This window comes from Azotobacter beijerinckii, assembly GCF_900110885.1.
Lineage (GTDB): Bacteria > Pseudomonadota > Gammaproteobacteria > Pseudomonadales > Pseudomonadaceae > Azotobacter > Azotobacter beijerinckii.
The window spans coordinates 1-12,750 of sequence record NZ_FOFJ01000080.1 but is presented as its reverse complement, the minus strand read 5'-3'; the positions used below and the strand labels follow the sequence as shown (position 1 = coordinate 12,750).

Genomic DNA, 12,750 nt, shown 5'->3' with positions numbered 1-12,750 from the left:
GCGCCAAACCCGGCGGGCTACTCACCAAGATGTGCACGTGGTCCTTGCTCACCACGCCCTTCACTATCCGGATCTCAAACGCCTCACACGTTTGCCGCACCAACTCCCGCACTCGCTCCGCCACCTCACCACTCAGCACCTTGTAGCGATACTTCGTCACCCACACGAAGTGATATTCGATCTGGTAGACCGTGTGACTCCCGTATCGGTATTCCCCCCCTCAGCCCTCCGTATCCGCCTCCGGAGGCTAAAGCTAACCGGCTGAAAGCCGGTGGTTTCAACCCTTTCTATGGAAAATGAAAGCTGCGCTTACGTGCGCTGCTATGTCCGTCCGGTCGAAGACCATGTTGCTCCTCCTTGAGAACGGAAGGGATTTTGAGTCAATCCTATCCATGATGATGCCTTATAACTGCTAATGCAAGACTGCATGCTTTTTGTGCAATTTCGTACATAAAGTGGCTAGAAATTAAGAAGATTGCCACTCTTTTGCCTGCACACCTCCCAGTGCACGGGGCGCAGCTGAGCTGCGTCCAAGCGTTCGGCCTCGAGAGCGGCCTCTTCTTTGCTGCTCCAGACGGCTTCCGAATGGCGCTCAACGCCGTTCTCGGTATCGTGGAAGACGAGATCGAAGGTCGGCGCGTCGTAATGCGACGACAGGTCGCGGACCCGAAAACGGCGCCCAGAGGTGGATGGAACGGAAGGTGAAGACTGCATCAGGTTGCTCGTGGTGTGTGAAAGACGAATCCGTTCTCTCACGAGTTAGAGAAAACCCAAGCGAGCCTGCCGGTGGGCTTCACTGGCTGTGAATCTTGGGTTAGATTTTTTATCTGTATAAAAACACAGTAAGCCATGGAAGATGAACGCCCACCTAATCGCCAGCCTCTCCCAAAGCCCTTAACCTCAGCCTCTGCCTCTGGGTACTGCATAGCCTGGCTGGGCGGTAGTTGCTCGGAACGAAAGTTTTCTCCCTCGAGCAGTTGGAGAGAGCGGTGGTCACATTCACCGCCCACGCTGTGACCAAGCTGCGCCAGCAGGCCAGCCTCGCCAACTGCCTGCAGGTGTTTCCCAGAACCAGCCTGTTCAGCCCGGGCGACTTCTACAGCGGCTCGCGGATCATCGCCCTGCCCTATTTATTCCACCGACGATACGCGCGATCTGTTCCAAGCAGCTATTGGAAGCCTGCGGGCGCTCTACCGGCCTGGCCCAGCCTATGCGAAGGCAGGAGTCGTTCTTTCCCAGTTCGTCGAGCGCGGTGCAATCACAGGCGATCTTTTCGCCCCGAAACCGAGATCCAACATCGAGCCGTTGATGGGGTTGATAGATGCGATCAACGCTAAGCATGGGCGTGGGGCAGTGCGTTTCGGGAGGGAGAATGCAGGCGGCTCCTGGACCATGCGCCAAGAATTGCTGAGCCCTGCGTACACCACCTCCTGGCAGGGATTGCCGAAGGCAAGGTGCTTTTGATTTCGTTATTCTTTCAGCGGCGATCAGCTGGCAGGCAGCTTGAACTGCTCGCGCAAGCGGGCCTCTGCTGCCTCCAGGGATTCGTCACGCTGCTGGTGAGTGCGGATGAAATCGAGGGTGAACCACTCAGGAGCATTCGGGCGAGTGGCAAGCAACGTCGTTGCCTTCAGCTTGGCTTTCCTAGGCTTTTCAGCAGGCTTGTTCGGCTTGGGCAACAAGCGCATATCTTTCAGACTGATATCGAAAACAAGGTGCGTGACTGCACGCCCCTGCTTGCGCTCGCTCCAGGAAACCTCAAGGTCAGAGAATTCATTAATCTGCTTTACGGCAGGCTCGACCAAGTACCGCTTCAAAGCCGACAGCTTCTCGTACATATCTTCGATCTGAAATGTTTGTCGGAACTCTTGCATCGTAAAAATGCGCTGCCCCAGTTTCTCGTATTGCAGCAGCAGTTCATACAGCCGAATTGCGTGTGGACTCGACATACGCCCGATGCGATCCAGGCGGTAGGACGTAAACTCGGCTTCAAGGCGAGTTAGGTAGGGAACGATCTCAGGGGCAAAACGCATTTGAACAGCCCCGGCACCATCAATATAGGTTTTGCTGCTAATCCAGCGGATGGAGTTGTGCCGCCTGGCGCCGGTTTCTGGATGAATGTCGTAGAACGTGATTTCCCGCTCATACAGGGTGTTCAGAGCCTTCTTCAACTGCCCGTACACCGAATCGGGTCTCATACCAAAAAGCCTGCAGAAGCGCTTGGCCTCCAAGGTCACATAACCATCAGAAAGGCCTGTTTGCGTTTCGCGGGCCTCGACAATCGCAGCCAAGACCATCCGCTGCTCAATCAGATCCAGTCGGTATCCCGCTTCGATAAGTCTATTCGACTTCACCACAAGGTCAGTTGTACTGGTACTCATCCAGACTGCACTCCTTAGCGTCCGCGCGAATGCTAGGCAGACAATGGATAGCTGTCAATTTCTTATATCCATGAGCTAATGGTCATGCCTCATAATATCCCACTGGAAATTTCTATCCCTTACCGGAAATCCCTATCCTTTAGACCGGAAATCCCTATCCTTTAGACCGGAAAAATCTATCCTATGACCGGAATTTTCTATCCTTTAAAGCTCTGAAAGCCGCGCCAGCCGTGGCTTTCAACTCTCTGAAAAGCTTTAAAAGCTTTAAAAGCTTTAAAAGCCATAACTTTCAAGCTTCAGAAAAGCTTAAAAGCCTAAAAAGCTCCCCCGCCTTTGGCCTAGCCAGCAGTTGGAAAGCAAGGAAGTAGAGGGTCGGAAATCTCTATCCTTCGTGCGATCTCCTCCTTGAGGACCGGAAATTTCTATCCTTTGGGGACTAATCGTCTCCATCCCGGAGACCGGAAATCTCTATCCTTCGTGAAACCGAAGAACCTCTTCCTAGCTAGGGACCGGAAATCTCTATCCTTCGTGCGATCGATGGTCTGATCCCCTCTGGGGACCAGAAATTTCTATCCTTCGTGCGATCGATGGTCTCTGATCCCCCTAGGGACCGGAAATTTCTATCCTTTGAGGACTGACCGTTTCCATCCTGGAGACCGGAAATCTCTATCCTTCGTGCGATCGATGGTCTGATCCCCTCTGGGGACCAGAAATTTCTATCCTTTTTGCACATGCTACCTAGCGTACTTTCGCCACTCGCCTTTCTCCAGCACCTGCCCGCCACTAACTAATTGGGAGGTCGCGCAGATGCTAGGCATTGGCGAGTGCAAGATCGACCGGGTGAAGAAGCTCTATGTGGAGGAAGGGCCGGAGGCAATGCTGGCGAGAAAACGGCTCGAGCGAAAGTACGCCCGCAAGGTCGACGGAGAACTCGAGGCCCGGGTGATCGCCATGAGTTGCAGCCAGCCGCCCGAGGGGCATGCGCGCTAGATACTGCGACGGCAGCCGAGCGCTGCGTGGGGCTGTCCCACGTGGAAAGTCTGTCGCACGAGACGGTGCGCCGGGTGCTGAAAAAACGAACTTAAGCCTTGGCGGAAAGTTGGCTGGGTGATCTCGCCGAAGGTTAGTGGGAATTCGTGGCAGTCTTGGAACAGGTGCTCTATGTCTACAGCTACCGTCATGACTTACCCCATCCCGGGGTCTGCATGGACGAGACGCCATAGCAGTCGATCGGCCAGGTACGCTCGCCCATCGAGGAGACCGAACCGGCTGGCCCGGGAGGACTACGAGTATGCGCGGCGTGGCTGCTGCAATGTCTTCATGGCCGATGAGCCTTGGCTGGGCGGTGCATGGTCTGGGTGACCGAACACAGGACCCACTCGGACTGGGCGTATTTCGTCGGAAATGCTATTAGCCTAGCCAATGATAAAATTCAGGAATTTTTGAGAAAATCATTAGGTAACCTGAATTATCGCTTCAAAAACTAAATAACCGTACTATCATCTCTGCCACACCATTCACGGCCGAGATCGTAATGAACATCCAAACTGAATTTCCGGAAGAAAGCGCCAACTTCATAGATTTTGATTCCCTTCTCTACCCTCCGCAGTTTGCCGCCGACTGTTTTGGCCTGACGACCCGAAGGCTAAAGGACATCGAAGAGGAAAATGGTATCGAGATCCGCCGAGTACCTCGTGGAACAGCTACAGCGAGGGCTTATACGCTAGACGATATCTTCACTATCGCAGCTCTGCGCCGTGCAAAGGGCTACACCAAGGGCTTACAGAAGCAGATTGTGATTTCGACTTTTGTCCAGAAAGGAGGGACAGGCAAAACTACCACAGCAGTGAACTTTGCCATCTATCTTCAGCTGGCAGGCTTGAAAACTCTCATTATCGACAATGATCCTCAAGGTGACTCGTCGTGCATGCTCGGTTACGACCCAGATCTGAGCGGTGCGGACCTGAACGCCATGGGAATTCCTGCTGACCGCCTTATCGATGGTCATCTAGGTAACCTTGTCAGCCCCCTGCTTCGAATGCGCCCATTCCCAGGCAAGACTCTCAGTGAAGTAATTAAAAAGCCCTTTGGTGAGAATGGCGTTCACCTCATTCCATCCGATGGTTACTTGGACGATCTTGGTGTTGCCTTGGATGCCGCGAACAACAGCGACTTCTGGTATGCGCAATGGATTGAGGCTGGAAACACGGGAGGACTGCCTGATTGTGATCTTTCCGTCTACGACGTAATCATCTTCGACAACGCGCCAGCCGCATCTCGGTTGACCAAGAACTCAGTTGCCGCAAGCGATCTTCTCCTGTGCCCAGTTCGTATGGACAAGTTTTCTTTCCGTGCTTTGATGCGGTTACACGATTGGGTAGTTCGTTTCGCTCAAGACTATAAGCGCTCTCCGGCGATCGCAGCCTTACCGACAATGTTCATCAAAAATCGCAAGCGCCTTCTCGGAAACTTGATGATTCTCAACGAGCTTTTTCCAGATCGAGTCACTGATGAAAAGCTCTACTTCTCCGAGGATTACGGCAAAGCGCTGGATCAGGGAATCCCATTGCTTCTGTGGAAGGGAACCACGGCTAAGACGTTCGAATCTGCTCGGACTGTTTTCGGTGAAGTCCTCGAGCGTATGCGGGCAATGGCCTGACCCTAGACCTAGAGAGACTGAAAGTGTTGCTTGAAGCAACAGAGCAGGCCCCAAGTGGGGTGTTGCTTGAAGCAACAGTGTCGCCCTAAGTGATCTGTTGCTTGAAGCAACAGCAGAAAATGGAGATCTTTGAGTGAAATCTGACGACTATCCTGGCCGTAAGAGAACCGCAGGAATGATGGGACTACGGGTACCCGCAGCCGTGCCGCAACATACGGAGCAGGTATCCAGAGCACAAATGCTTGCTATGAGTAAAGAAGAGGACAGCCCTGCCGAGTCGGCTGTAGAAAATGAAGCCACTGCTAATTCGCAAACAACTTTGGCTGAGATCCCGGTTGAGGCTATCAAGCCATCACCGTACCAACCTCGTTTGACCATCAACGAAGCTGCAATTGAAGAGCTGGCGAACTCAATCCAATCGATAGGCTTGGTCAAGCCTTTGATTGTTCGTCCTGTTGGACTGGGTGACTACGAGCTTATCGGTGGGGAGAGGCGTTGGAGAGCTCATAAGCTCGTTGGTATTAAAACGGTTATGGCTTACGTTCGATCGATGGACGATGCCATGGCAAAAATTCTGGCACTCACCGACAACGAGGGACAAGAACCCCTTACTGAATATGAGCGCGGTCGTAGCTATGCACATATTCTCGAATCTGGTGATGAGCCCAGTCAGCGCGCACTAGCCAGGCGTTTGGGCGTGAATGTTTCCATCATTAGCCGCTGCCTACTTCTGATGGAGCTGCCAGAAGCTGCTCGTCAGATCTTGGATAAAAACCCTGGCTTGGTCGGAGGTTTAAAAGCCAAAGAGTTCATTGAGTTCGGGAAAACCCATCCTGATCTCTTAGTTCAGGCGATTACCTCAATGCGTGATGAAGGCATCAGCCAAGTACAGGCCTTGCGGTGGATCGGCCAAAAAATCGCTGAGCAAAAAGGAAATCCAGAGGGTTTAAGAGTTACATCTAAAGCGATTAGAGGGCTCGGGACGATGAAGGTTGATGGAAGGAAAATGGAGTTTCGATGTGAAAAGAACGTGGATATGAAATTACTTAGCGAGCAGATTGCTGCGTTCCTGGAGACTATCAATCTGGATAGTCTCAAAGTGAATTAAGAAATTTTTTAAGCGTTTAATGACAGGGCGCGCTGCTATAGAAATTTAAGCTTCCGGTAGGTAGAGGCTATATTAGCCTCCTCGACCTTATTGGGTGTGGCAGCCGCTTCCTCACTCTTGCGAGTCGGTAGGAAAAGATCCCTGTTGGGTAAAACCTCTATTCGACGCTTTTCGTCGGGCCGCTTGGCTTGACGCGCGTTGCGATCGAAGTTTTTCAACTCTCTCACTTCGAAAGCATGTTCTCCAGCCATGATGAACATCGGCAGGTTGGCGTGGATCATGGCGTCATAGCGTGAGCCGTCGGTGAACCACAGCATGGCACGTGGATGAGGTGCCACCGACTTTCGCTCTGTAAGTACTTCAGAGTCGGCCATGTTCACCAGAGTGCGCAACTCTAGGAATTCTGGGGTTTCTTCGATCTGCAGACCTTCGCGACTGGCTCTAGCTTCGGCACTTGCCTGAAGTGTTTCGCGCACCTTGGCGGTGGAGACCCTGCCGGTGGCGGTAGTGTGGCCTGCCCAGGTGAAGGTGATCAGCCGCGGGGCTCCTTCGAAGCACTGGATGTGGCGCAGCAGCTGCTTGGTGTTGAACTTGGCACCCAGTGCTCGGCGCATGAGACGGGGGCGGGCGGCCGGCACGAGATTGAGTTCGAGGCGCAGTTTCTCGATGGCTGCAGCCACTTCATCCTTGAGCGCGTTGATTTGGCGGACCTTTTCTAGGACCGATTCGCTGACTACGAAGTAGCCTGGCAGGCGCATGACGGTACCCGGGGCTTGGCCGAGGTCGCGCTCGAATCCAACCAGTGCCATCTGCGTCGTTTCCACGGCTTCTTGCCCAACCAGGCGTTCGACCTGGATGGTATCGGGGGTTCGCTGCTCGGTGAGCAAAGGGAGACGCCACACCACGCCGGAGATGACGTGATCGGGCCAAGTGAGGTTGAAAGCATACAGTGCTCTCTGCAAGCGGGCGAACGTGCCTTGGATTTCTTCGTACATGAAGGGCCTCCTTTACAGGATAATACCATCCCTACACATTATCAAAATGTAATTAACCCAACCCCTTTCTCCGTTGGTCTCTTCCTTACGCTTTTTGCTTCTTTTCCCTTCTTTTTCCTTGAGTTGGGGTGCGCGGTAGGGGAGTCGGGAGTGATTTCTTATCGCTTGATTATAGGGATGGTATTATCAGAAGAGAAAAATCTCCTCCGCTCAGGTGAGCGCGAGCTGCTACCTGCAAATCCCTCATCGTAGAAGTGCATCACGTTGAGGGGGAATTTCTGTTTGGCGGCCACCTCGACGCTCTTGTTATAGGGGAGTCGGCAGAATTCGGAAAAAATCGTACACTAAGCGCCAGGTGATTGGCTGGAGGCCGCAGCCGGCCTTGGGTGTCCGGCTGGATTATACCCTAAGTTGACGTCAGGCTGTCATGATCCACTCCGTCAGAATAGAGTCTGTGTTCGCATTTTTTGACACCTGCTTGCCTGGGTCATAGATTTCACCCTGACAGATTCAACCTCGGAGGCACCTTGCAGGGGCAACGTATCGGCTACGCCCGGGTCAGCAGCTTTGACCAGAACCCGGAGCGGCAACTGGAACAGACCGAGGTGAGCAAGGTGTTCACCGACAAGGCCTCCGGCAAGGACATCCAGCGTCCGCAACTGGAGGCACTGCTGAGCTTCGTCCGCGAGGGCGACACCGTGGTGGTGCATAGCATGGATCGCCTGGCGCGCAACCTGGACGATTTGCGCCGCTTGGTGCAGAAGCTGACCCTGCGTGGGGTGCGCATCGAGTTCCTGAAGGAGAGGCTGGTCTTCACCGGCGAGGACTCGCCGATGGCCAACCTGATGCTGTCGGTGATGGGCGCCTTCGCCGAGTTCGAGCGCGCCCTGATCCGCGAGCGGCAGCGCGAGGGCGTCACTCTGGCCAAACAGCGCAGTGACTACCGTGGGCGCAAAAGACCCTGACGGATGAGCAAATTGCTTCACTGCTACAGCGAGCCACTGCAAGCACCTGGCTCCCGAGTTTGGCACCAGTCGTGAAACGCTGTATCAGTACCTGCGCACCTGGATTCAGACCTACGGAGCGGGTTTAGCTGGCGGCATCCCCATGTAGTGTTGGTGCCACATCATGTGGTCCATCATCATCTGCTGCATCCCCATGTACCTGTCCATCATGTACTGACGCTGTGCTTTCTGTTCCGGAGGCAAGTTCGAGTAGTCCTGCCAGCCCATCATGTGGCCGCCGCCCATCATGGGAGCGTCTCAGAAAACGGAATTTAAAGCACGCTAAGCGTGTGCTGAAGCCGGTATCCAGCGGTACAGCGACGCCCAGGTTCTTGGCCACGTCCTTGGGTGGGACGCCGCTGGCCAGCAGCTTCTTGGCCGACTCGATCTTGCTGTCGGTCATCTTGGGCTTGCGGCCGCCTTTGCGGCCGAGCTGCCGGGCGACTTCCAGCCCGGCGCGGGTGCGCTCGACGGTCAGCTCGCGTTCCATTTCGGCGAGACTGGCCATGACGTGGAAGAAGAACCGGCCTGATGGCGTGCCGGTATCGATGGCGTCGGTCAGGCTCCTGAACTGGACGTCCTGCTTGTGCAGGGCGCCAACCAGATCAACCAGTTGCTTGACGCTGCGGCCTAGGCGATCCAGCTTCCAGACCACCAGGGTATCGCCTTCGCGCAGCATCTCCAGCGCCCTGGCCAGGCCGGGGCGATCAGCTCGAGTGCCGCTCACCTTATCCTCGAAAACCTTCTGGCATCCGGCCCTGGTCAGGGCTTCGCGCTGCAACTCGAGGTTCTGGTCCTGCGTCGAGACGCGCGCATAGCCGATCAACATGGCTTGTCTCTCGTCCGGTCGATGCGTGTCTGCATTGCTCGCATGACTTTTTCGTGCGTGTATGAGCGGACGCTGGCCGGCGCCTCGATGCTGGACGTGCTCATTTGCTCATCCACTTGCGCAGCAGGCGCTTTTTCAGAGAGGCGCGCTCTTGCGGGTTGCATCCCTTGCGGTTGGCGATGCGATCCGCCGTTGCGACCTGACGCTTGACGGGCCAGTAGGAACGGCCGTCCTTGCCCATCGACCAGACATTGCTGACCTGGTTTTCCAGCAGGGGCAGATGGGCGTCCAAAGCGTCCGGCGATGCGCTGGCCAGCGCAGTGCGCTCGCGGGTTCGCCAGCGCTGATGCCAGAGCTTCTTGTCCTCGCGCTCGCTGCAGCAGGTCGTGTGGCCCACGATAGGCGTTTTGCGTCGGCTAGGGCTCATGATTCGGTGCTCCCTCACTCATTCAGGACTGAGCCCATGCCTCGATGGTCAGCACTGGGTCGGGCAGACAGGCGGCGATCCTGTCAGGGGGAAGATGAGCCAGTTACGGCTCCATCCCATAATCGTTACGGTCTTCGTCGTCGGCATCCTGGCGCACGGCGGGCAGTTGCTTCAGCAGCTCCGGCAGCGCCGTTTGCACGGTGTCCCACACCACATCGAGGTTGATGTCGAAATACCCGTGGGCGATGCGGTTACGCATGCCGCGCATGTTGCGCCACGGCACTTCGGAGTGGGCCTGCACAAACTCGGCGTAGCCGTCCATCACCTTAGTCGCGGCCTCGCCGATGATGATGAGGCTCATGATGACGGCCTGCTGGGTGCGCTTGTCCTCGAGGAACTCCTCCTTGGCCAAGCCCTACACGAAGCTGCACGCATCGGTTGCGGCCTGTTGCATGTGGTCAAGGTAGTCAGGCAGACGGTTCTCGCTCATACCGGCCGAGCCTCCGCGAGTATCTTGGCCCGGAACTTCGCTGGTAGGTCGGCCGGGGTGAGCAGATCGACGTGGACACCGAGCAGCGTTTCCAGCTCGTCCTGCAGGCCGCCCAGGTCGAACAGCGTCGCACCGGGCAGCGCATCGACCAGCAGGTCAAGGTCGCTGCCGTCCCGGTCGGTGCCATGCAGCACCGAACCGAAGACGCGCGGATTGGCCACCCGGAAGCGGCTCGCCGCTTCGCGGACGGCACTTCGCTTGAGCTCAAGCACGAGCGAGGGGCGCATGGACATCCTTCCGTTATCGAAACTCGTTGAGATGCTAGGTTATCGAGAATAGTGTTTCAAGAAGCATTTTCGAGAATGGCAATGCCTTGATTTCCCGTGCCGCGCCGGAGGCTTGGGCGGGCTTGTCGCAAACCTACGTTTTCAAGAAGAAGGAGTCTGCATGCCCCGCCGTTCGATCCTGTCCGCCGCCGAGCGCGAAAGCCTGCTGGCGTTGCCGGACACCAAGGACGACCTGATCCGATATTACACCTTCAGCGAAACAGACCTGTCGATCATCCGGCAGCGGCGCGGGCCTGCAAACCGCTTGGGCTTTGCCGTCCAGCTTTGCTATCTGCGTTTCCCCGGCATCTTCCTTGGCGTCGATCAGCCGCCGTTTCCGCCCTTGCTGAAATTGGTCGCCGATCAGCTCAAGGTTAGCGTCGAAAGCTGGGACAACTACGGGCAGCGGGAGCAGACCCGGCGCGAACACCTGGTGGAACTGCAAACGGTGTTCGGCTTCCAGCCGTTCACCATGAGCCACTACCGGCAGGCCGTGCACACCCTGACCTAGTTGGCTATGCAGACCGACAAGGGCATCGTGCTGGCCAGCGCCTTGATCGAACACCTGCGACGACAGTTGGTCATTTTGCCCGCGATCAACACCATCGAGCGTGCCAGTGCCGAGGCCATCACTTGCGCCAATCGGCGCATCTACGAAGCCTTGTCCGAGCCGCTGTCGGACAGACACCGGCATAACCTCGACGATCTGCTGAAACGCAGCGATATCGGCAAGACGACCTGGCTGGCCTGGCTGCGGCAATCACCGGCCAAACCGAACTCGCGCCACATGCTCGAACGCCTCAAAGTCTGGCAGGCACTTGACCTGCCTACCGGCATCGAGCGGCTGGTTCACCAGAACCGCTTGCTCAAAATCGCCCGCGAGGGCGGCCAGATGACCCCCGCCGACCTAGCCAAGTTCGAGCCGCAACGGCGCTACGCCACCCTCGTGGCGCTGGCCATCGAAGGCATGGCCACCGTCACCGACGAAATCATCGACCTGCATGACCGCATCCTGGGCAAGCTGTTCAACGCCGCCAAGAACAAGCATCAGCAGCAGTTTCAGGCATCCGGCAAAGCCATCAACGCCAAGGTGCGCCTGTATGGGCACATCGGCCAGGCGCTGATCGACGCCAAGCAATCGGGCAGCGACCCGTTCGCCGCCATCGAGGCCGTCATGTCCTGGGACGCCTTCGCCGAGAGCGTCACCGAGGCACAGAAGCTCGCCCAGCCCGAGGACTTCGATTTCCTGCACCGCATCGGCGAGAGCTACGCCACCTTGCGCCGCTACGCGCCGGAATTCCTCGACGTGCTCAAGCTGCGGGCCGCGCCCGCCGCCAAGAACGCGCTCGACGCCATCGAGGTGCTGCGCGGCATGAACACCAACAACGCCCGCAAGGTGCCCGCCGATGCCCCGACCGACTTTATCAAGCCGCGCTGGCAGAAACTGGTCATGACCGACACTGGCATCGACCGGCGCTACTACGAGTTGCGCGCGCTATCCGAACTCAAGAACGCCCTGCGTTCCGGCGACATCTGGGTGCAGGGTTCGCGCCAGTTCAAGGACTTCGAGGACTACCTGGTGCCGCCCGAGAAGTTCGCCAGCCTCAAGCAGTCCAGCGAATTGCCGCTGGGCGTGGCCACCGACTGCGACCAGTACCTGCATGACCGACTGACGCTGCTGGAAACGCAGCTTGCCACCGTCAACCGTATGGCGCAGGCCAACGACCTGCCGGACGCGATCATCACCGAGTCGGGTCTGAAGATCACGCCGTTGGACGCGACGGTACCCGACGCCGCGCAGGCACTGATCGACCAGATGGCAATGGTGCTGCCGCACGTCAAGATCACCGAACTGTTGTTGGAAGTGGACGAGTGGACGGGCTTCACCCGCCACTTCACCCACCTGAAAGCGGGTGACCTGGCCAAGGACAAAAAACTGCTGCTGACCACGATCCTGGCCGACGCGATCAACCTGGGCCTGACCAAGATGGCGGAGTCGTGTCCCGGCACGACCTACGCCAAGCTCGCCTGGCTGCAAGCCTGGCACATCCGCGACGAGACCTATTCGACGGCACTGGCAGAACTGGTCAACGCCCAGTTCCGGCATCCCTTCGCCGAGCACTGGGGCGACGGCACCACGTCATCGTCGGACGGCCAGAACTTCAGAACAGGCAGCAAGGCAGAAAGCACCGGCCATATCAACCCGAAGTATGGAAGCAGCCAGGGCAATCGCGCTACATCGCTCTTGCGTTGGACGAGGATTAGCGGTAACGGACAAGACTTTTCCGAGCCCCATCATGCTGCCCAATCCCCAGCCCTACTTCGCCAGGCTCGTCGACCCACGGCGCGAAACCCGCAACAAGCTGCACGCCCTGCAGGACATCGTCATGATCACGCTCTGCGCCACCCTGTGCGGTTATGACGACTGGGTCGGCATCGAGGACTTCGCCCACGAGAACGAAGCCTGGCTGCGCGAGTTCCTGCCGCTGCCCAACGGTATTCCCTCGCACGATACCCTCAGCGACGTCATC

General features: G+C 56.9%; 11 protein-coding genes and 5 pseudogenes. 8 read left to right on the top strand and 8 right to left on the bottom strand.

What is annotated here, in order from left to right:
- Both tnpA and BMY22_RS20930 read right to left on the bottom strand, forming a co-directional pair.
- Positions 1 to 214, bottom strand: a pseudogene (gene tnpA / locus BMY22_RS20935) (IS200/IS605 family transposase); the annotation flags it as partial.
- A gap of 245 nt (positions 215 to 459) precedes the next feature.
- Entirely contained in the window at positions 460 to 714 is a 255-nt protein-coding gene (locus BMY22_RS20930; protein ID WP_208599358.1) for a hypothetical protein, read from the bottom strand.
- A gap of 230 nt (positions 715 to 944) precedes the next feature.
- Here BMY22_RS20930 and BMY22_RS25495 point away from each other — a divergent pair.
- Together BMY22_RS25495 and BMY22_RS25455 are read left to right on the top strand one after the other, a co-directional pair.
- Positions 945 to 1,118, top strand: a pseudogene (locus BMY22_RS25495) (DinB/UmuC family translesion DNA polymerase); the annotation flags it as partial.
- A 10-nt stretch (positions 1,119 to 1,128) separates the two neighbouring features.
- Complete coding sequence (locus tag BMY22_RS25455; RefSeq protein ID WP_425265987.1) at positions 1,129 to 1,464, top strand: DUF4113 domain-containing protein; 336 nt, start codon at positions 1,129 to 1,131, stop codon at positions 1,462 to 1,464.
- Positions 1,465 to 1,487: 23 nt separating this feature from the next.
- On the opposite strand, the gene BMY22_RS20920 is transcribed toward BMY22_RS25455, so the two are convergent.
- Entirely contained in the window at positions 1,488 to 2,381 is an 894-nt protein-coding gene (locus BMY22_RS20920; RefSeq protein ID WP_090625170.1) for a RepB family plasmid replication initiator protein, read from the bottom strand.
- Between the two features lie 807 nt (positions 2,382 to 3,188).
- Here BMY22_RS20920 and BMY22_RS20915 point away from each other — a divergent pair.
- From BMY22_RS20915 to BMY22_RS20905, 3 genes are all read left to right on the top strand, one after another.
- A complete protein-coding gene (locus tag BMY22_RS20915) occupies positions 3,189 to 3,371 on the top strand; it encodes a helix-turn-helix domain-containing protein (RefSeq protein WP_090625169.1) in 183 nt (60 codons plus the stop codon).
- A 544-nt stretch (positions 3,372 to 3,915) separates the two neighbouring features.
- A complete protein-coding gene (locus BMY22_RS20910) occupies positions 3,916 to 5,040 on the top strand; it encodes a ParA family protein (protein WP_090625167.1) in 1,125 nt (374 codons plus the stop codon).
- Positions 5,041 to 5,173: 133 nt separating this feature from the next.
- Positions 5,174 to 6,148, top strand: coding sequence for a ParB/RepB/Spo0J family partition protein (locus tag BMY22_RS20905; RefSeq protein ID WP_170849471.1), 975 nt, complete (start codon positions 5,174 to 5,176; stop codon positions 6,146 to 6,148).
- A gap of 35 nt (positions 6,149 to 6,183) precedes the next feature.
- On the opposite strand, the gene BMY22_RS20900 is transcribed toward BMY22_RS20905, so the two are convergent.
- On the bottom strand, positions 6,184 to 7,143 hold the full coding sequence (locus BMY22_RS20900) for a DNA replication terminus site-binding protein (RefSeq protein ID WP_090625164.1): 960 nt from the start codon (positions 7,141 to 7,143) through the stop codon (positions 6,184 to 6,186).
- A 527-nt stretch (positions 7,144 to 7,670) separates the two neighbouring features.
- Between BMY22_RS20900 and BMY22_RS20895 the strand changes: the two are divergent.
- A pseudogene (locus BMY22_RS20895) lies at positions 7,671 to 8,256 on the top strand (recombinase family protein).
- Positions 8,257 to 8,631: 375 nt separating this feature from the next.
- Here the strand turns inward: BMY22_RS20895 and BMY22_RS25450 are convergent.
- From BMY22_RS25450 to BMY22_RS20875, 4 genes and pseudogenes are all read right to left on the bottom strand, one after another.
- Positions 8,632 to 8,976: pseudogene (locus BMY22_RS25450) on the bottom strand (recombinase family protein); the annotation flags it as partial.
- Between the two features lie 100 nt (positions 8,977 to 9,076).
- Positions 9,077 to 9,403: a hypothetical protein gene (locus BMY22_RS20885; protein WP_090625162.1), complete on the bottom strand. Its 327-nt coding sequence runs from the start codon at positions 9,401 to 9,403 to the stop codon at positions 9,077 to 9,079.
- A gap of 103 nt (positions 9,404 to 9,506) precedes the next feature.
- A complete protein-coding gene (locus BMY22_RS20880) occupies positions 9,507 to 9,815 on the bottom strand; it encodes a HepT-like ribonuclease domain-containing protein (RefSeq protein WP_244158950.1) in 309 nt (102 codons plus the stop codon).
- Between the two features lie 74 nt (positions 9,816 to 9,889).
- A complete protein-coding gene (locus BMY22_RS20875) occupies positions 9,890 to 10,180 on the bottom strand; it encodes a nucleotidyltransferase family protein (RefSeq protein WP_090625161.1) in 291 nt (96 codons plus the stop codon).
- Between the two features lie 160 nt (positions 10,181 to 10,340).
- Here BMY22_RS20875 and BMY22_RS20870 point away from each other — a divergent pair.
- Both BMY22_RS20870 and BMY22_RS20865 read left to right on the top strand, forming a co-directional pair.
- Positions 10,341 to 12,446, top strand: a pseudogene (locus BMY22_RS20870) (Tn3 family transposase); the annotation flags it as partial.
- Positions 12,430 to 12,750: transposase family protein (locus tag BMY22_RS20865; RefSeq protein WP_425265986.1), on the top strand; the 321-nt coding region annotated here is incomplete at its 3' end. The pseudogene BMY22_RS20870 and the gene BMY22_RS20865, both read left to right, overlap by 17 nt.